Raw genomic sequence first — 16930 nt, 5'->3', positions numbered from 1 at the left:
ACGAGGATCCTGACAATGAAAGCACTTGCAAAGCTCGAACGCGCGCCAGGCCTCACACTGACCGACGTGGCGAAGCCCGAAGTCGGCCACAACGATGTCATGATCCGCATCACGAAGACGGCGATTTGCGGTACCGACATTCATATCTGGAAGTGGGACGACTGGGCGCAAAAGACGATTCCCGTGCCGATGCACGTCGGCCACGAGTATGTCGGCGAGATCGTCGAAATGGGACAGGAGGTGCGGGGCTTTTCGATCGGCGACCGCGTGTCGGGCGAAGGGCATATCACTTGCGGCTTTTGCCGGAACTGCCGCGCGGGGCGGCGCCACCTATGCCGCAACACGGTGGGCGTCGGCGTCAATCGCGAGGGCGCGTTCGCCGAATATCTGGTCATTCCCGCGTTCAACGCATTCAGGATTCCTGACGAAATTTCGGACGACCTCGCCTCGATCTTCGATCCGTTCGGCAACGCGACGCATACGGCCCTGTCGTTCAATCTCGTCGGCGAGGATGTGCTGATCACAGGGGCCGGGCCAATCGGCATCATGGCGGCGGCGATCGCGAAGCACGTCGGTGCGCGCAACATCGTCATCACGGACATCAATGATTACCGGCTCGCGCTTGCGCGCAAAATGGGAGCGACGCGCGCCGTCAACGTCGCGCGTGAATCGCTCCGCGATGTGATGAGCGATCTCCATATGACGGAAGGCTTCGACGTCGGCCTCGAAATGTCGGGCGTGCCGACCGCATTTACGAGCCTGCTTGAAGCGATGAACCACGGCGGCAAGGTTGCGCTACTCGGGATTCCGCCAGCCCAAACGGCGATCGATTGGAATCAGGTTATCTTCAAGGGTCTCGAAATCAAGGGCATTTATGGGCGCGAGATGTTCGAGACCTGGTACAAGATGGTCGCCATGCTGCAAAGCGGACTCGACTTGTCGCCGATACTGACGCATCGCTTCCCGGTCGACGAGTATCAGACGGCGTTCTCGACGATGCTCTCGGGCGAGAGCGGCAAGGTCATCCTCGACTGGACTGCCGCCTGATCGCCGGGCAGCTACGCCGAAACGCGGCGCAGGCGGTCACTGCGCGTTGCTGTCCGCCTGCGCCGAGCCCGCCTTCTTTTTCGCAAACTCGGCTTCGATCCTCACGCGCACTTCGTCGCCGACCGCGGGGTACCAGGTCGAGAGGCCGAACTGCGCGCGGCTGAATCTGCCGCTGGCCGAAAACCCGAGCGTGTCGTCCTTCGTCAGCGGGTTGGGCCCATAGCCATTGAAAGTCACGTCCAGCGTGACGGGACGCGTGACGCCTCGGATAGTCAAGTCTCCTGCCAATTTGCCTGCGGCGGCCCCGGTGCGCGTAAAGCGCGTGCTGACGAAGCGGATCGTCGGATAAGTGTCGGCGTCGAACATGTCCTTGCCTTTCACGAGCTTGTCGAGCAAAGGCACATTCGTGTCGACGCTCGAGGCGTCGATCGAAGCATCGACAGTGCTTGCCGCAAGCCCGCCTTTTTTCCAGACGAGCATGGCATGCGCCCGATCGAATCGAATCACGAAACGCGAGTACTTCAGATGGTCGACATCGAAGATGACGCTCCAGTGGTGAGCGTCCAATGAATATTGCCCGGGCGGTACGCGCGCTTCGTCAGTCCCGACGGTATGGGTGACGACGCGCAGCGGCGTGCAGGCGGGCATGAGCGCCGCCGTCGCGGCGACAGTTAGCGCAAGAAGGGCGCGCGGAATCAGTCTCTTCACCGTGCAATGCATTCTCATGTAAGCGCCAGAAAGTTGTGCAAAACGTAGCTTATACGTGCGCTCTCCGACGATAAAGCGCCGATCGCGGCGAACGGTCGCGGAATGAATGAGACGGCACGAGAAGATGCAGGGAACGACCGTTCTACATTAAGCTTGACTCGTGAGAATGATCGTTGAAGATCTGACCGACCACGCCCACTCGCAAGGAGCTGCCGATGTCCACGACAAACCAGCAAGAGCAAGTCCGCCCACCGTTACCGCCGTTCACGCGCGAAACCGCGATGCAGAAAGTTCGTGCAGCCGAAGACGGATGGAATACTCGCGACCCCGAGCGCGTTGCATTGGCCTATACGCCGCAAAGCGTCTGGCGCAATCGAGCCGAATTCGTCACGGGGCGTCCCGAGATCGTCGCATTCCTTCGCCGCAAATGGGCGAAGGAGCTCGATTATCGACTCATCAAAGAACTATGGGCGCATGATGGCAATCGCATTGCCGTTCGGTTCGCCTACGAGTGGCACGACGATTCGGGCAATTGGTTTCGCTCGTACGGCAACGAGAACTGGGAATTCGACGATCATGGCTTGATGGCGCGTCGCTTCGCCTCCATCAACGATCTTCCGATACGAGAAAGCGAGCGTCTCTATCACTGGCCGCTCGGTCGCCGTCCCGACGATCATCCAGGGCTGTCGGATCTGGGGCTCTGAGCGATCCCGCGCCGTTGGCGGTATCCATTCAGCGTCGCGCCAGCCCGCTTCGCTGCGACCTACTTGTCCGTCCGAGAATTTCCTCCTCGCATGATGCGCCGTCATTGAGGTACAGTGCGCGGCGAGCGGCGCTGAGCCGCGAGGGAAACGACAGATAGCCGGCGTGGCGCCGGTGGGCGGAGCGGATATGCGTCTTTCGTGGATGGGTACGGGGAATCGGTATGGGAAAGCGGTGCGTGCCGCGTCGCTGCTGCTCGCGACCTTATCGGGCATGAGCGCTTCGACGAGCGCTCGCGCCGATTGGTGCAGCGGCGGGCTGTGGGTCGACGCGATGCTCGGCTCGTATCATATCCATCCGAAAGAATCGTTCGAGGACTTCAACCCCGGGCTCGGCGTGGAGTGCTGGCTCAACGGCCAATGGGCCTTGACGGCGGGTGGGTTTCGCAATTCACTTGCGCATCCGTCCTGGTATGGCGGCGGCGTATGGGCGCCTGAATTCGCGCACTGGGGATTCGTGCGCCTGGCTGTGATGGGCGGGCTTATTTCCGTGTACAACTACGGACGTTGGGGCTTCGGACATGACCATTCGATCGGTCCCGTTGCCGCGCCAATCCTGATGACGAGCTACAAGCGTGTGGGCGTCAATTTCATCCTGGTACCGCCGATTCCCTCGGACAACCTGCCCTTTACCGTCGGATTCCAGTTGAGAGTGCGGTACTAGTGCGCTGACGCAAGAATCGCTCGACGGTGAGTGTTTTCGGGAGCCACAACCGGCTCTCAGTGCTCGTCCCGCGCAGGCCAAAATCTTCTCTATTGCCGCGTATCGAGGCGCTTTCCTTGCCGGGAGGTGAATGTTTTCGGGAGCTTCGAATTCGCAAACTCCGCCCGCATCGATCCTCAGCGACGCTCAACTCGACCCTGGTCCCGTAAAAGCTCACCTCGGTAAGCTACGGTGAGGATTTTCGGGATCACCTATCGCGCCGCGGCCCGCACAGGAATAGGTGAGCCTTTTCGGGGGCGCACCATAGAGCCGATGTGCGGATCGGGAGCGGCACGTTATGCCCCATTCTGTTGTCGACGATGGATGCGAGAGGTCCCAACGCGGGGCTCAACGGTGAGTGTTTTCGGGATCTTCCGAACCCGCGTAGTTGCCGCCATGCTATCCGCGGTGGGCAAAAGGTGAGCCTTTCCGGGAACAGCCGGATCGATCTCGTCGGACAAGAATCGTCGACTCAGTGGGTAGCCGTATTCGAGCTGCCACGATGCCCATACCGTGCGCCATTCATTTTCAGCCGCAACGGTGAGCATTTGCGGGAGCGCTCCGCGGCAAAAGGTGAGTGTTTGCGGGAAAGTCGGCGGCGGCACGTTGGGCATCGCCATAGGCGTAAGGGCCCATAAGTAAAGTGACGTTCGACTATATTGCATGTCCAGCGTCCCTTCCCCGTTGACACTCCCCCGCTCAGGTTAGTCTGCGTTCGTTGGAACGCGGCCGTTCGCAGGACTCCCGAAAAGTCTCACTATTACCGCTTGCTGGCACCGAAGGTGAGCTTCTTCGGGAGCTATCGGCAAGGCTGCAGGCACCGTTCGGATGCGGCGGTGTTGCGTGATCTTTTCGATCATTTATATTTGATACGAAACGCCCATTAAAGAACGCCCCCAAAGAATGCTCATGTTGTCTTTACCGACAATATGCCGGCGCAAACAGTAAAAATTCCGGTCGACGTCGTTTGCCTTCGGGGAGATGCCGCTCGTGCGATGTGGTAAGCCGTTCTCACGGGCGCCAACCAGCCGCATCCCGCGTCGGGAGGGCATGCGCGAGCGTCCGCACTCGCGCTTGCCGCGTTCGGTCAGGTACGCGCGGGCAGCCTTCCGCATTCAATGCTTGGGCGGCCGACGGCGCGTTGAAAATCGATATGCGCGCCACGCCTCTCTTATGGTTTCTCATATTTTGCTTTTTCGAGATTTTGTATCGATAATTGGAGTTGGCAGCATGAAACACGATCTGGCGAGGGTTCATTCGGACCCCGCCGCCGGGCGGTTGCGACCGCTCATCGCCGCGAGTCGAGTATGATTCGGCTCGGGTCCAACAGGGGAGCTCGAACTCCCGCATCAACCACAACCGGAATCATCGATGGAACAGCTTGAAGGAGAGGCTCGCGAACGGTTAATTCGCTGGCTCCGGCGCCGCATGGACGAATACGGAATTACGTTGCAGGCCGTAGCCGAATCGATTTCGGCCGATCGGCAACCCGAGCGGCCGGTGCTCTATCGCGATGCAATGGGCAACACGTGGGACGGCTATGGCGATATGCCCGATTGGTTGCGCCGGGCCGTCGCCGCGGGACAGCAAATCGATTTCTACCGTTGCGCGGAGCACTGACGCGCGCACGCACGAGAGGCGTTTCTGCCTTTCGTCGAACCGAGAGAGACCTCGAACGCGCCGGCGCCGCGGCGCCACCAAGCCGCGGCCAGGCGCTGCTACTTATCGTTTGGCCTCCACATCGGCTTCCGATCGAGCAACGTACGACGTGACCACTTCGGGCAGATTCTCGATCAGCCACTTCGCCATTGCGACCTCTTGCGGAAGGATCGTTTCGCAACATCGTTGAGTTTCCGCGTCTCCCGCCGCTTTCGCGGCGGCGATGAGCGTCGTGTACGAGGCGATTTCGACATGCTCGAAGACGTACCCGGCGAGACCGCCTTTGACGACCTCATCCGTCATCGTCATGCCGCCCATCGCCTGCCCGAACGCCGCGATGCGCGCCGTGAGATCCTTGATCGTGGACGGGCCGCTGCCCAGCTGCTCGAGGCGTTGTTCGAGCAGCTTTTGCTGCGACAACGTTTCGTCGATGTGTTGCTCGATGCGCTGCTTGAGCGTTGGATAGTGCTCGAGCCGGGACGCTTGCGCTTTGAGCATGGATTCGGCTTGCTTTTCCATCGCATAGGCATCCCGCAACCAATCTACGAGGTGTTCCTGGGCTTTCGTCATCGCATTCTCCTCGACCGCATTCGGATCGCGGTCAGATCGCCGGCACCATGCTCGGCATCTCTTGAACTTTGCAACGGCTGTTCCAGCATGGGGAGGGGCGCGATCAAGAAGGCGGGTATGCTCGTTGCGCGAATCCAATTAGTCGCTTCGAGCTTTCCAACTCGATTCAACGGAGGACTGCCATGACATCGAAGAAGTCCAGCAACAACGCTCCGAGCAATCCGCGCCAGAGCGATCGCGGCGCGCCGCAACAGGGACAGCAACAGCAAAACCAACAGAAGATGCCGCGCCACCAAGGCGGGCAGCGTCAGCCTTGAGTTTCAGTGAGGGTCATTTGTGCAGCGTCTGCCGCAGGCTGTTGACGTCGTTGCCGCTGATCGGCTGCGCGTCGTTGCCCCAGGCGCTGCGCACGTAGGTCAGCACTTGGCCGATTTGCGCATCGACGAGCGTACCCGCAAAGCCCGGCATGCGTTGGCGCGGCGGCCCTGACTGCGTGGCGGGGCTGTTGCCGCCTTCGACGAGCAGCCGGATCAGCGACGTCGTGTCTTTGGCCAGCACCGACGGATTGCCGGCGAGCGCCGGGAAGACGTTCGGTATGCCCTTGCCGTCTTCACCGTGGCACCGCGCGCAAAAGGACCGGTACACATTGAAGCCCACGGATTGCGGATCGCGCACGCGGTTGCCGTTCGTCTGCGCCTGCGCCGTCTGATTGTCCGGCTCGTAGCTGCCGGACGCTTCGCGCGCCGGCAGCGACTTCAGGTAGTGCGCAATCGCTTGCAAATCCTCATCCGACATGTACTGCGTGCTGTCTTCGATCTGTTCGACCATGCTGCCGTAGGCGATGTTGCCGGCCGCGTGGCCCGTCTTCAGAAAGCGTGCAATATCGGCCTCGCCGAGCCGGCCCAGTCCCGACCCTGCTTCACCCGTCAGGTTGGGCGCGAACCAGTTGTCGTTGATGCCGCCCGTCAAGTAGCGCGGCGACGATTCGTCGTAGCCGCGCTCTTGGTATCCGAAGCCACGTGGCGTATGGCATGCGCCGCAGTGCCCGAGCGATTGCACCAGATAGGCGCCGCGGTTCCACTGCTCATCGCGATCAGGATGAGCTCGAAACGGCTTCGGCATGAAGACGACCTGCCAGAAGCGCAGTGCCCAACGCTGGTTGAACGGAAACGCAACGTCGGAGGGCGCGTTCGGCTTCGCGACCGGCGCAACGCCGTGCATGAGGAACGCGTAAAGCGCGCGCAGGTCCTCGTCGGACATCTTCGAGAATTCCGGATACGGCATGGCGGGATAGAGCCTGGTGCCTCCCGGCGCGATGCCGTGCCGAATCGCACGCTCGAAATCGCCGAGGTCATATCGGCCGATCCCGTAGCGCGGATCCGGCGTGATATTGCTGCTGACGATCGTGCCGAACGGCGAACCCATGCCAAGGCCACCCGCGTATGGCGCACCGCCACCGGGCGCCGTGTGGCAGCCTGCGCAGTCGGCCGCTTTAGCTACATATTCGCCGCGTTGGAGCAACGCGGCACTCGGCGCGGTGTCGCCGGCCGATGATGGCCTCGTGGTGTCCGCGGGCGAGGAGCCGGCATTCGCGCCCAGCACCCACTCACCGACTGCCGCCACCGCCACGACTGCGGGCAGCGCCAGCAGCAACAGGTGCCTCGTCAGGCGTCGTGAATTCATGGCGATGCGTCCGGAACCGAAGGGGCGCCCGAGCCGCTGGAACGGCTTTCGGTCACTGCGATGGGGCGCGGCGTCGCGGACAGTGCGCGGCCGCGAGTGAGCCAGCGCCCGGCGACGCCCAGCGCGGCAAGGAGATAGGCAAGCGCCGCCGGCACCCACATGATCAGTCCGCCGAGCTGCTGATCGTGGAGCGGGTCGAAGCCGAGCGCACTCGCGGGCTCGATGTACGACGGGTACCACAGCCCCGGTGCCAGGGTGATCAGTGCGCCGAGAGCGCCTGTGTGAGCCATCGTCGTGAAGAGCGAGAGCATCGCATGACCGCTGCGGCGCCGCGTGGCGCCGTCGCCGACGATGCTCCACCAGAACAGCAGTGCGGTGATGAGAAAGCTCGCATGTTGCAGCGTATGGATGAGCGGATTCGCCAGTGCGGCTTCAAAGAGCGCTGGCGCGTGCCACACCCAAAGCGCGGTTGCGTGCAGAATCCAAGCCGGTACCGGCGACACGATCCATCGCCAGAAAGCGCGCCAAGGGCGCGACTGGAAGACGCGGCCAACGCCGCTGCGCGCGCGCCGCGGCAGCGCCCAGACCCAGAGGCCGAGCGGCCGCCCTGCCACGAGCAGTGGCGCAGCGACGATCATCATCGATTCGTGCTGCACCATGTGCGCGGAGAAAAGCGCTTCGCTCAACGAATCGAGTGGAGAGACCAGTGCGGCGGCGAGAACCAACCAACCCGCGGCGAACGCAATCAAATGCGCATCGCGCTTTGCGCGCCCAGCGTTGCCGCGGCTGCGCAGGCGAGCGTACCCGATCCAGTAAGCGGCGAGACTGACGGCGAGCAACGGCGTTACCCACGGTGTGAATTCCCAGCCGAAGGTCGGAGGTATCGAGCGTTCGGCGGGGGGCAAGGGATGCGCGAGCGCGGACGGCGCCGCGACGCAGGCCGCGAATGCCGTCGCGGCCGCCCACGCGCGAGGCCTGCGGCACGGTCTCATCGGCATGGCGAAAGCAGCCATTGGGGAAACCACATCATCAGTTGAATCAACGCGCTCAGTGCACCAAGGATCGTCGCGGCGAATGCAAGGCATGCCGCGCGTGCGGCACGCGCGTCGTAGCTCGCCGGAAACGGCGCCGCCGTCGTGCGCCATTTGCGGTATGCGAGCGTCGTGGCGAACAATGAAACAGCGAATGCGACTGCGCTCACGATGTTGAGTGAGACGATGCTATGCCGCGCGCAGGCGAGCTGGACGAGCGCATAGTCGATGCTCTGCACGGCGAGCACCAGTGCCGGAGCGGCGAGCAGTCCGAGCCAGGTTTTCATCGTGCCGGTTTTTCCTCTTCCCTTTCGTTGCCGTTACCGCGCCTCGCCGCTAGTGCGGCAGACGCGGGGCCAGATAAATGACCGCATAGATCGGCGGCCAACTTAGGACAACGAAATACCAGTACAGCGCGTTTTCGCTGACGTCGACGAACCGCCGCCCCTCGAGCGGCCCCGTGAAGAGCAACACGCCGAGAACGGCCGTGTCGATCGTGTCGGTGACGAGGTGCGTTGTATGGAGGCCGAGCAGGAACCAGACGATCGAGCCATATGCATTGGCATACCACTTGACGTTGAGCGTGGCGAACTCGAAGCCGCGCACCACGAGGAATGCGAGCGCGAAGGCGAGACAGGCGACGAACCATATTTGGCATGCGCGCAGATCGAGCCGTTGCGCCGCGCGTTTGGCGAGCTCATTCGGAACAAGGCTCGCAATGAGGATCGCGAGGTTCAGCGTTCCCCATAGCAGCTTCGGCGGTGGCGCCGTCAGCGGCCACGCCACGTTGACATCGCGAAGATAGAAGTACATCGCCACGGCGATCGCGAACGCCGTGCCTTCGATCAGCATGAGCCCTGCCGTGCCCCACCACATGAGGCTTCGATGACTGAAGGCGAACGTCGGCAGCTTCGTCACGTCGAGCGCGGTCGGCGCCATGTCGGCGCGCGTTCCGGTGACGGTTTCGCCGTTCACGGCCTGCGCTCCAGCGCGAGTGCTCGCGCATGATGACGCCGGGTCGGCCAGAACCAGATCGTCAGCGTGATGACGACAGGAATCGAACCCCAAACGATCGCCCACGGCGTGAAGACCGAGCCGATGAACAGCACGGTCGTTGCGACGGCGCTCAAGAATGGCCAGATCGACGGTGCCGGAAAGAGCGAGCGCAGATCTGGGTTGGCATCGAGCACCGTGGTGAGCAGCACTTCGCGCGCATCGGCGGCAAGGCCGCTCACGAATGCCGGTTCGCCTGGCGGATCCCAGAGCGGATCGCGACCGTGCACGACGGGGATCGCATCGAAGTTGTGCGGTGGGGGCGGACTCGTCGTGGCCCATTCGAGCGTGCCCGCACCCCACGGATTCGCGCCCGCCGGGTTGCCATGCCGCCACGAGCGCGCAACGTTGACGAGAAAGAGCAGTACGCTCGCCGCGATCGTCCATGCGCCCACGGTCGCGACCAAATTCATCGTCGACCACCCCATGCCGGCCGGATAGGTCCACACGCGACGCGGCATACCGTGCAAGCCGAGCAGATGCATGGGAAAGAACGCGACGTTGAAGCCGACGAAGAAGAGCCCGAACTGCCAGTGGCCGGTGCGCTCGTCGAGCATGCGCCCGGTGACTTTCGGGAACCAGTAGTAGAACGCGCCGAACAGCGGAAAGATGGCGCCGCCGAGCAGCACGTAGTGCAGATGGGCGACGACGAAGTAGCTATCGTGCAATTGCAGGTCGAGCGCGACGGAGCCGAGCATGATGCCCGTCATGCCGCCTATCACGAGAATGAAGAAGAAGGCGAGCACGAAAAGCAGCGGCGTCTTGACGTTCAGGCGCCCGGTGACGAGCGTGGCGATCCAGCAATAGATCTGCATGCCCGAGGGAATGGCGATCATCACGCTGGCAGCCGTAAAGAAGCTCTTGCCGAGCTGCGGCACGCTCGTCGCGAACATATGGTGCACCCATAGGCCGAACGAGAGAAACGCGGTGGCGATCAGCGCAAGCACGACGGCGGTGTAGCCGAACATCGGCCGGCGCGCGAACGTAGGTATGATCGACGAGATGAAGCCGAGGGCGGGCACGAAGATCAGGTAGACCTCCGGATGGCCGAAAAACCAGAAGAGGTGCTGCCAAAGGAGCACGTCGCCGCCGAGCGCGGGATTGTAGAACGACGTTCCGACGAGCCGGTCGAGGATCAACGCCGTGCTCGCGAGCATGATCGCGGGCATCGCGAAGATGACCATGAACTGCGTGGCGAGCGTTGCCCATGCGAAGATCGGCAGCCGGTTCAACGACATGCCGGGCGCGCGCATCTTCAGGATCGTCGTAATCAGCACGATCGCTTCGAGCAAAGCGGAGAGTTCCGTGAACGTGATCATCTGCGCCCACATGTCCGAGCCTTTGCCCAACCCATAGTCGGGGCCGGCGAGCGGCACATAGCTGAACCAGCCCGAGCGCGGGCCGCTGCCCAGCGCGAACGCGGCGTAAAGCATGATGCCGCCGAACAGGTACACCCAATAGGCGTAGGCGTTCATGCGCGGAAACGCGATGCTGCGCGCACCGACCATGAGAGGAATCAGATAGCCGGCCACCGCCTGCATGACCGGTACGGCGAAGAGAAACATCATCGTCGTACCGTGCATCGTAAAGAACGTGTCGTAGACGTCGGGGCCGAGCAGCCGGTTGTCCGGCCGCGCGAGTTGCAGCCGCATGGCGAGCGCGAGCATGCCGGCGAGCAGAAAGAACACGAACGTCGTGGCGACGAAGCGGCGCGCGATCGTCTTGTGATTGACGGCCGCGAGCGCGCCCAGCCAGCCCGGTGGATCACGCCACGTTTGCGCGAGTGCGAGCCGCACGTTGTCGGGTGCGGCGGGCCCGTCGAGCAGGAGGCCCGCGGCGGGGGAGCGGGAAGCGTCGGCGCGATCGCTCATCGGAGTGTGCCCAGCCAGGCGACGAGTGCCCGAAGGTCCGGGCCGGATAGGTTGGCGGGCGGCATCATCGCGCCCGGCTTGAACGCCCCGGGATCGCGAATCCACGCGGCCAGGTTCGCGGGATCGTTGACGAGCCGCCCCGCCGCGATCGTCTGCCGGCTCATCAAATGCGTGAGGTCGGGTGCCAGCGCGCCCGCGGCTCGTGTGCCGCGCACGGTATGGCAGCTCGCGCAGGCCGACTGCTCGAAGACCTGTTTGCCGCGTTGCGCGAGCGTATCGGCCGAATCGTCGGCGTTCGCACGCTGAGCGGCGGCCCAGGCCGCATAGCGGTCGGGCGGGTCCGCGACGACGGCAAGCGCCATCAGCGCGTGCTCGGTCCCGCAGAATTGAGCACATTGGCCTCGATAGATGCCGGGCTTGTCCGCACGGAACTCAACCGTCGATCGGATGCCGGGAAGCAGGTCTTTTTTCCCGTGCAGATTGGGTACCCAGAAGCTATGAATCACATCCCCGGCGGTGAGCGAAACGACGATGGGGCGGCCGACCGGGATGTGCAATTCGTTGGCGGTGGCGAAGCCGGGCGAGTCGCCGTCGGGAGCATAGTTCGCCTGCCACCACCAGTCCCAACCGACGAGCTCGATATGCAATGCGCGCGCGACAGGCAACTGCGAGAGGGCGCGGTCGGTCAGCGCGTCGGCAACGACGAGACCGACGAGCGCGACGACGGAGACCACCGTCGCGGCAACGACGGTGCGCCGCACGCCGCGTTCGGGCCGCGTATTGCCCGAGAGATCGGGCGGCGTCGCGACGTCGGCCCGCTTTCGGCGCAGCAGAGCGACGAGAACCCCGGCCAGCACCGCGGCGAAGAAGACGGCGCACACGATCAGTGTGAGGTTCCACAGCCGCAAGATGTGAGCGGCTTGGATACCGGCGGGCTCGAGCGCGTCCTGATTAGGTAGCGCATAGGCGAGCGTCGTCACGCAAATCGAACCCGCCGTTGCGCAATGCCACGGCAGAACGAAGCGACGCGGGATCCGCGCGTTATTGCGCCGGCGGACCGGCAACGCACCCAAGCGACTTTTCATTCGGGAACGGGCATCGTGAAACGAACGCTGTCGACTCAGCAGGTTTCATTCCTGCGGATCGGCGGAAGAGTGAAAAAGGGGCGGTTCCAGCGGGCAGTTGACCGATGGAGCCGTCGGCCGGCATACGCGTTGCTCCGTCGAGAAGGCTACACTCAAGCTATCGATCATGGGCGTCGGACTGGCGCGATGCCCGGTGCCTCTCGCCTCTCGCCTCTCGCGTGTGCAGCCTATGTCGTTTGAACCCGAACGAAGCAGTGCGACGGACGAGTCGGCGATGCCCGAACGCCGGAGGAATCTCAGCGCCCAAACGGCGTCGGATGTCCGCGAGGTGCTTGACGGCCGCCGCCGCGGCCTCAGAATTCTCCTGCCGTTTGCCGGGCCGGCCGTCGTCGTCTCGGTGGCTTATATCGACCCCGGCAACATCGCGACGAACCTGCAGGCGGGCGCAGGCTACGGCTATGGCCTGCTCTGGGTGGTGCTGTTCGCGAACCTCGTCGCCATGCTGTTCCAGGCGATCTCGGCGCGTGTGGGGCTCGTCACCGGCGCGAGCCTCGCCAAGATATGCGCACGCAGCTTGCCGAAGCCGGTCGCCGCCGCGATGTGGATCGTCAGCGAGATCGCCGCGATGGCGACGGATCTGGCGGAATTCCTCGGCGGCGCCATCGGGCTCGCGCTGCTCGCGCATTTGCCGCTCATCGCCGGCATGGGCATCACGGCCGCGCTCAGTTGGGCGTTGCTTTTGCTGCAAGGGCGCGGCTTTCGGCCGATCGAGCTGACGGTCGGCGCGCTTGTCGGCGTCATCGCGATCGCTTATCTCGCCGAGCTGATACTCGTACCGATCGATTGGCGATCGGTGGCGCGCGGAACGTTCGTGCCGAGACTGGCCGACAGCCAGGCGCTGCTCGTCGCCGTCGGCATCATCGGGGCGACCGTCATGCCGCACGCGCTTTTTCTTCACTCGGGGCTAACGGGCGAGCGCATCAAGCCGGCGACCGAAGAGGACCGGCGCAAGCTGCTTCGTTACTCGAACGTCGAGGTCGTCATTGCGCTCGGCGTGGCGGGAATCGTCAACATGGCGATGGTTGCGATGGCCGCGGGCGCATTTCACCAAGGGCATCCTCAGATCGCCGAGATCGGCGACGCGTATCGAACATTGACGCCGCTTTTCGGCGCCACGGCCGCCGGTTTCTACTTGACGTCGCTGATGGCATCGGGCATCTCGAGTTCGGCCGTCGGAACGATGGCGGGTCAGCTCATCATGCGTGACTTTCTCGGCTTTGCCGTGCCGCTATGGCTGCGCCGTCTCGCTACGATGGTGCCGAGCTTCGTCGTCGTCGGGCTCGGTGTCGATGCGACGCGCGCGCTGGTAGCGAGTCAGGTCGTGCTGAGCCTCGCTGTGCCGGTGCCGATGGCCGCGCTGATCGCGTTCGCGTGCCGCCGGCAAACGATGGGCCCCTACCGGCTCGGCCGTCCGATGGCAGCGCTTGCGATCGCTTCCGCGCTTATTGTCATCGCGCTGAACATCGTGCTCGTCGTCGATGCGCTGTCGTGATCACCCAACATTCGTTCGACATCGAGCCGATGTACGCTGGATCATCGCGAAGCCGGCGATCGGTCGCGGAAAGCGCGAGCGGTCCGAGGTGAGCGTTTCCGGGATCGCTTCGAGGATGAGTAAGATGGCGGGCGTCTGCTTGCCGCGAGCGATCGGAATTCGGCTCAGTCTCAGCGCGTGAGACCCGCCCGGCGAGCCTTTGCGGTCAGTCATCGGTGAACGGACGGCCGTTTGCTTTGTTCACCGTCGATGCATCGCTCGCCCCAATGGTGAGCTTTTTCGGGATTTAGATATCTACCAAGGAGATTGATGATGCAGATCACAGGAGAGATGTTGATCGGTGCCGAAGCGGTGCGTGGCAAGGCTGGAACGTTGCGCGCGTTCGACCCCGTGCGGAATGTCGAAATCGATCCGGAATTCGGTGCGGGCGATGCGAACGATGTCGACCGCGCCTGCGGGCTGGCGCGCGAGGCGTTCGATTCGTTCCGGCACGCGCCGCTCGAGCAGCGCGCGCGTTTGCTGGAGTCGATTGGCGAACGGATCATGGCGCTCGGCGATACGCTCATCGAGCGAGCGCACGTCGAAACGGCGCTGCCGAAGGCGCGACTCGAGGGCGAGCGCGCCCGCACGGTCGGACAGCTCAAGCTCTTTGCCGCGCTCGTTCGCGATGGCCGCTGGCTCGGCGCGACGCTCGATTCGGCGCTGCCCGAGCGCAAGCCGCTGCCGCGCCCCGACTTGCGCATGCGAAAGATTCCCGTCGGTCCCGCCGCCGTATTCGGCGCAAGCAACTTCCCGCTCGCGTTTTCGGTCGCCGGCGGGGACACCGCGTCGGCGCTCGCGGCGGGCTGTCCGGTCGTCGTGAAGGCGCATCCGGCGCATCTGGGCACGTCCGAGCTCGTTGGCCGGGCTGTTCAACAGGCCGTGTCCGAATCCGGCTTGCCGTCCGGTGTCTTTTCGCTCGTGGTCGGCGCCGGCAACGCGATCGGCGAAGCGCTCGTCGCGCATCCTGCGATCAAGGCGGTCGGTTTTACGGGATCGCGCGCGGGCGGTCTTGCGCTCTCGACTATCGCGGCGCGGCGCCGGGAGCCGATTCCGGTTTTCGCGGAAATGAGCAGCGTCAATCCCAGCTTCGTGCTACCGGGCGCGCTCGCGACGCGCGGCGAGACGATCGCGAACGGATTCGTCGAATCGCTGACGCTCGGCGTCGGCCAGTTTTGCACGAACCCCGGGCTGATCGTCGTGCTCCAGGGGCCGCACCTGCAGTCGTTCGTCGATGCAGCGGCGAGGGCGCTCGAGAAAAAAGGCGCACAAACCATGCTGACTGCCGGCATCGCTTCGGCCTATCGCGACGGCGTCAAACGGCGCACGGGCGTGAACGGCGTCAAGCAGATTGCCGAAGGGGCGGCGAGCGAAGCCGCGCATGCGGCGCTGCCCGTGCTCTTCGGCGCCTCGAAACAGACGTTCCTTTCGGAGCCGCCGCTCGAGGACGAAATCTTCGGCCCGACGTCATTGATCGTCACGTGTTCCAACATCGACGAGATGATCGATCTGGCCGAGCATCTCGAAGGTCAGTTGACCGCGACGCTGCATGTCGAATCGGACGATTTCGAGCTGGCGAGCAAGCTGCTGCCTACGCTCGAACGCAAGGCCGGGCGGATTCTCGCCAACGGTTATCCGACGGGGGTCGAGGTGTCTCATGCGATGGTGCATGGCGGCCCGTTCCCGGCGACGTCCGATCCGCGCGCGACGTCCGTCGGCACATTGGCGATCGAACGCTTTCTGCGGCCTGTCTGCTACCAGGACTTGCCGGCAGCCCTGCTGCCCGAGGCGTTGAGAGACGACAACCCGCTCGGGCTCTGGCGGCTGCGCGACGGCGCGTTCGAACGCCGCTGAAGCGCGGAGCGCGCTTCCGTGCGGCAGGCGGGACGGTCCCGCGTGCCGCATGGGATCGGCTCGTCATCCGCCGACGCGATAGACGCGTCCGGTCTGCGCTCCTTCGACGCTGCGGCAGAATGCAAGCGCCGCGCGTTGAGCGGTCACGGGCTCGAACCCGCGAAAATATGCGCCGTAGGCACCCATCGATTCCTCGAGCACCGTCGGACTCACGAGGTTGATCCGAATGCCGCGCGGCAATTCGATCGCCGCTCCGCGCACGAAGCCTTCGAGCGCGAGATTGACCGTCGTTGCGTTGACGCCGTCGCGGATGGGTTCCTCGGCGAGGATGCCGCTCGTCAGCGTGAACGAGCCACCGTCGTTGAGTTGATGTTGCGCGGCGAGCACGACGTTGACTTGTCCCATGAGCTTGTCGCGCAAGCCGATCCAGAACTGATCAGCCGTCATGTCGCGAAACGGTCCGAAGTGCAGTTTGCCGATCGTCGTCACGACTGCGTCGACGCGGCCGATTTCGTGAAAGAGGCGTTCGACGCTCGGCAGGTTCGTCGCATCGACATGATGGTCGCCGTGCGATGCCCCGACTTCGATCACTTCGTGCCGCGTCTTCAACTCGGCACATACGGCGCGGCCGAGCGTGCCGCTTGCGCCTATGACGACAATTTTCATTGTTCTGCTCCTGCAGATGATTGGAAGAGGCGGGAAGTCATTGCGCGACCCGCAACCTTCGCAGCGGCAGCATCAGCAATATGGCGGCCGCCAGTTTGCCGATCACGCCAAGGCCGGTGACGATCGCCGCAAGCGGAAATACGTGCCACTCGCCGGGTAGCATCGGCGTCACGAAAAACGCCGCAAGAAAGCCGAGCGAGACGGCGATCCAGCGAGCCCAGGCGCGATGCAACGCGACGAAGACGTACAGCGCGCCGAGCAGCACTCGGGCGACGATGGCCGCGAGGAGCGCGGACGCGCCGGCCGCGCTGGTTTGCCCAGGCTGAAACGCGAACTCCAGCGGAATTTCGACCCATGCGAGCGCATAGCTCGCGAGAAGGCAAATGACCGCGACACGAAAACGCGCGGCGGCGGCCGGCTCGAGAGAGCCAGGACCGGATCCGGGCGCGAGCCGGGCGCGCCGTCTCGGCGCGCCGGAAATCAGGCGGCTTGCATTCATGGTCTACTCGCTCGCGGTCGCGTGCGCCCACTGTCGTGTGGCGGGACGAAGGTTCGACGCGTTTCAAACGCGCGTCGTCTTTCCCCTCATCGTAGCGCAGCCACTCGCAACTTCAAGCATGCATCGTGCACGGCGTATTTCATCCCGTG

General features: G+C 63.8%; 17 protein-coding genes. 7 read left to right on the top strand and 10 right to left on the bottom strand.

Translation table 11 applies throughout. The features are described from left to right. Positions 1–15: 15 nt before the first annotated feature. The gene (gene tdh, locus AB4Y31_RS20855) at positions 16–1047 is read left to right on the top strand and encodes an L-threonine 3-dehydrogenase (protein WP_368675583.1); all 1032 of its coding nucleotides are present in this window, start codon (positions 16–18) and stop codon (positions 1045–1047) included. Positions 1048–1083: 36 nt separating this feature from the next. Here the strand turns inward: tdh and AB4Y31_RS20850 are convergent, their stop codons facing one another. Continuing rightward, positions 1084–1695 carry a YceI family protein gene (locus AB4Y31_RS20850; protein WP_368675933.1) on the bottom strand — a complete coding sequence of 204 codons (612 nt, stop codon included), beginning with the start codon at positions 1693–1695 and terminating at the stop codon, positions 1084–1086. Between the two features lie 275 nt (positions 1696–1970). Between AB4Y31_RS20850 and AB4Y31_RS20845 the strand changes: the two genes are divergently transcribed. The 3 genes from AB4Y31_RS20845 to AB4Y31_RS20835 all read left to right on the top strand — a co-directional run bounded on the left by AB4Y31_RS20845 (position 1971) and on the right by AB4Y31_RS20835 (position 4839). Beyond that, complete coding sequence (locus AB4Y31_RS20845; RefSeq protein ID WP_368675582.1) at positions 1971–2459, top strand: DUF1348 family protein; 489 nt, start codon at positions 1971–1973, stop codon at positions 2457–2459. 202 nt (positions 2460–2661) lie between these two features. Next, entirely contained in the window at positions 2662–3180 is a 519-nt protein-coding gene (locus AB4Y31_RS20840) for a hypothetical protein (protein WP_368675932.1), read from the top strand. Between the two features lie 1410 nt (positions 3181–4590). Beyond that, the gene (locus tag AB4Y31_RS20835; protein WP_026230370.1) at positions 4591–4839 is read left to right on the top strand and encodes an H-NS family nucleoid-associated regulatory protein; all 249 of its coding nucleotides are present in this window, start codon (positions 4591–4593) and stop codon (positions 4837–4839) included. 102 nt (positions 4840–4941) lie between these two features. Here the strand turns inward: AB4Y31_RS20835 and AB4Y31_RS20830 are convergent, their stop codons facing one another. After that, positions 4942–5448 (bottom strand): ferritin-like domain-containing protein, encoded by a 507-nt coding sequence (locus AB4Y31_RS20830; RefSeq protein ID WP_368675581.1) that lies wholly within the window; start codon positions 5446–5448, stop codon positions 4942–4944. Between the two features lie 182 nt (positions 5449–5630). Here AB4Y31_RS20830 and AB4Y31_RS20825 point away from each other — a divergent pair, with 182 nt between their 5' ends. Beyond that, positions 5631–5765 (top strand): hypothetical protein, encoded by a 135-nt coding sequence (locus AB4Y31_RS20825; RefSeq protein ID WP_018444413.1) that lies wholly within the window; start codon positions 5631–5633, stop codon positions 5763–5765. A 13-nt stretch (positions 5766–5778) separates the two neighbouring features. Here AB4Y31_RS20825 and AB4Y31_RS20820 read toward each other — a convergent pair whose 3' ends face one another. From AB4Y31_RS20820 to AB4Y31_RS20795, 6 genes are read right to left on the bottom strand one after another with little or no spacing between them, the layout of a single operon-like run. Then, positions 5779–7131 (bottom strand): c-type cytochrome, encoded by a 1353-nt coding sequence (locus tag AB4Y31_RS20820; RefSeq protein ID WP_368675580.1) that lies wholly within the window; start codon positions 7129–7131, stop codon positions 5779–5781. Continuing rightward, positions 7128–8129: a cytochrome c oxidase assembly protein gene (locus AB4Y31_RS20815; RefSeq protein ID WP_368675579.1), complete on the bottom strand. Its 1002-nt coding sequence runs from the start codon at positions 8127–8129 to the stop codon at positions 7128–7130. Before AB4Y31_RS20815 ends, AB4Y31_RS20820 begins: the two co-directional genes overlap by 4 nt. After that, complete coding sequence (locus tag AB4Y31_RS20810; protein WP_018444416.1) at positions 8120–8449, bottom strand: hypothetical protein; 330 nt, start codon at positions 8447–8449, stop codon at positions 8120–8122. The genes AB4Y31_RS20815 and AB4Y31_RS20810 overlap by 10 nt, the downstream gene beginning before the upstream one ends. A gap of 49 nt (positions 8450–8498) precedes the next feature. Continuing rightward, on the bottom strand, positions 8499–9101 hold the full coding sequence (locus tag AB4Y31_RS20805) for a cytochrome c oxidase subunit 3 (RefSeq protein WP_368675931.1): 603 nt from the start codon (positions 9099–9101) through the stop codon (positions 8499–8501). A gap of 32 nt (positions 9102–9133) precedes the next feature. Next, positions 9134–11086, bottom strand: a complete 1953-nt coding sequence (ctaD, locus tag AB4Y31_RS20800; RefSeq protein WP_368675578.1) for a cytochrome c oxidase subunit I — start codon at positions 11084–11086, stop codon at positions 9134–9136. Next, positions 11083–12171 (bottom strand): c-type cytochrome, encoded by a 1089-nt coding sequence (locus AB4Y31_RS20795; RefSeq protein ID WP_368675577.1) that lies wholly within the window; start codon positions 12169–12171, stop codon positions 11083–11085. Before AB4Y31_RS20795 ends, ctaD begins: the two co-directional genes overlap by 4 nt. A 274-nt stretch (positions 12172–12445) precedes the next feature. Between AB4Y31_RS20795 and AB4Y31_RS20790 the strand changes: the two genes are divergently transcribed. Beyond that, on the top strand, positions 12446–13723 hold the full coding sequence (locus tag AB4Y31_RS20790) for an Nramp family divalent metal transporter (RefSeq protein ID WP_368675576.1): 1278 nt from the start codon (positions 12446–12448) through the stop codon (positions 13721–13723). A 312-nt stretch (positions 13724–14035) separates the two neighbouring features. Beyond that, a complete protein-coding gene (locus tag AB4Y31_RS20785) occupies positions 14036–15616 on the top strand; it encodes an aldehyde dehydrogenase (NADP(+)) (protein WP_026230373.1) in 1581 nt (526 codons plus the stop codon). 63 nt (positions 15617–15679) lie between these two features. Here AB4Y31_RS20785 and AB4Y31_RS20780 read toward each other — a convergent pair whose 3' ends face one another. Together AB4Y31_RS20780 and AB4Y31_RS20775 are read right to left on the bottom strand one after the other, a co-directional pair. After that, on the bottom strand, positions 15680–16282 hold the full coding sequence (locus AB4Y31_RS20780; protein ID WP_018444421.1) for a short chain dehydrogenase: 603 nt from the start codon (positions 16280–16282) through the stop codon (positions 15680–15682). Between the two features lie 37 nt (positions 16283–16319). Continuing rightward, the gene (locus tag AB4Y31_RS20775) at positions 16320–16781 is read right to left on the bottom strand and encodes a hypothetical protein (protein WP_368675575.1); all 462 of its coding nucleotides are present in this window, start codon (positions 16779–16781) and stop codon (positions 16320–16322) included. Positions 16782–16930 lie beyond the last annotated feature (149 nt).

Source organism: Trinickia sp. EG282A (genome assembly GCF_040965455.1).
Taxonomy (GTDB): Bacteria; Pseudomonadota; Gammaproteobacteria; order Burkholderiales; family Burkholderiaceae; genus Trinickia; species Trinickia symbiotica.
Note: the sequence above shows the minus strand (reverse complement) of the source record. Positions and strands in the feature narration are given on the sequence as shown.

Excerpts from the sequence above, each read along its gene's own strand:
- AB4Y31_RS20850 (WP_368675933.1), bottom strand. The coding sequence starts at position 1,695 with ATGCCCGCCTGCACGCCGCTGCGCGTCGTCACCCATACCGTCGGGACT.
- AB4Y31_RS20790 (WP_368675576.1), top strand. The coding sequence starts at position 12,446 with ATGCCCGAACGCCGGAGGAATCTCAGCGCCCAAACGGCGTCGGATGTC.
- AB4Y31_RS20815 (WP_368675579.1), bottom strand. The coding sequence starts at position 8,129 with ATGCCGATGAGACCGTGCCGCAGGCCTCGCGCGTGGGCGGCCGCGACG.
- ctaD (WP_368675578.1), bottom strand. The coding sequence starts at position 11,086 with ATGAGCGATCGCGCCGACGCTTCCCGCTCCCCCGCCGCGGGCCTCCTG.
- AB4Y31_RS20775 (WP_368675575.1), bottom strand. The coding sequence starts at position 16,781 with ATGAATGCAAGCCGCCTGATTTCCGGCGCGCCGAGACGGCGCGCCCGG.
- tdh (WP_368675583.1), top strand. The coding sequence starts at position 16 with ATGAAAGCACTTGCAAAGCTCGAACGCGCGCCAGGCCTCACACTGACC.
- AB4Y31_RS20810 (WP_018444416.1), bottom strand. The coding sequence starts at position 8,449 with ATGAAAACCTGGCTCGGACTGCTCGCCGCTCCGGCACTGGTGCTCGCC.
- AB4Y31_RS20845 (WP_368675582.1), top strand. The coding sequence starts at position 1,971 with ATGTCCACGACAAACCAGCAAGAGCAAGTCCGCCCACCGTTACCGCCG.
- AB4Y31_RS20805 (WP_368675931.1), bottom strand. The coding sequence starts at position 9,101 with ATGGCGCCGACCGCGCTCGACGTGACGAAGCTGCCGACGTTCGCCTTC.
- AB4Y31_RS20835 (WP_026230370.1), top strand. The coding sequence starts at position 4,591 with ATGGAACAGCTTGAAGGAGAGGCTCGCGAACGGTTAATTCGCTGGCTC.
- AB4Y31_RS20820 (WP_368675580.1), bottom strand. The coding sequence starts at position 7,131 with ATGAATTCACGACGCCTGACGAGGCACCTGTTGCTGCTGGCGCTGCCC.
- AB4Y31_RS20840 (WP_368675932.1), top strand. The coding sequence starts at position 2,662 with ATGGGTACGGGGAATCGGTATGGGAAAGCGGTGCGTGCCGCGTCGCTG.
- AB4Y31_RS20785 (WP_026230373.1), top strand. The coding sequence starts at position 14,036 with ATGCAGATCACAGGAGAGATGTTGATCGGTGCCGAAGCGGTGCGTGGC.
- AB4Y31_RS20795 (WP_368675577.1), bottom strand. The coding sequence starts at position 12,171 with ATGAAAAGTCGCTTGGGTGCGTTGCCGGTCCGCCGGCGCAATAACGCG.
- AB4Y31_RS20780 (WP_018444421.1), bottom strand. The coding sequence starts at position 16,282 with ATGAAAATTGTCGTCATAGGCGCAAGCGGCACGCTCGGCCGCGCCGTA.
- AB4Y31_RS20830 (WP_368675581.1), bottom strand. The coding sequence starts at position 5,448 with ATGACGAAAGCCCAGGAACACCTCGTAGATTGGTTGCGGGATGCCTAT.
- AB4Y31_RS20825 (WP_018444413.1), top strand. The coding sequence starts at position 5,631 with ATGACATCGAAGAAGTCCAGCAACAACGCTCCGAGCAATCCGCGCCAG.